We start from the raw sequence: 315 nt of genomic DNA, 5'->3' as shown, positions 1-315 counted from the left end.
ATTTGCATTCTCGCTCACAAGGTCGGTCGCAATATCGACGACATAAATGTCATCACCCGTCCCGCCTGACATCGTGTCGGAACCAGCACCACCAATCAATGTGTCGTTGCCGACGCCGCCGCTGAGATTGTCCGCAGCTGCCCCACCGGTCAGGACATTGTTCAGCGCGTTGCCTGTCCCGGCAAAGGCTGCCGTTCCGATATAGGTGAGGTTCTCGACATTGGCGCCAAGCGTATAGCTTGCCAGCACGGTCTTGACCGTATCGGTTCCCGCGGCGGCGCTCTCGGCAACGCTGTCGCCGGCATTGTCGACGAC

General features: G+C 59.7%; 1 pseudogene. It reads right to left on the bottom strand.

Annotated elements, in window-relative coordinates:
- A pseudogene (locus RWK44_RS35000) lies at positions 1-315 on the bottom strand (M10 family metallopeptidase C-terminal domain-containing protein); the annotation flags it as partial.

This window comes from Rhizobium sp. 25PS6 (assembly GCF_032464655.1).
GTDB lineage: Bacteria > Pseudomonadota > Alphaproteobacteria > Rhizobiales > Rhizobiaceae > Rhizobium > Rhizobium laguerreae.
The sequence above is the reverse complement of the archived record's forward strand: the minus strand, read 5'-3'. Positions and strand labels throughout refer to the sequence as shown.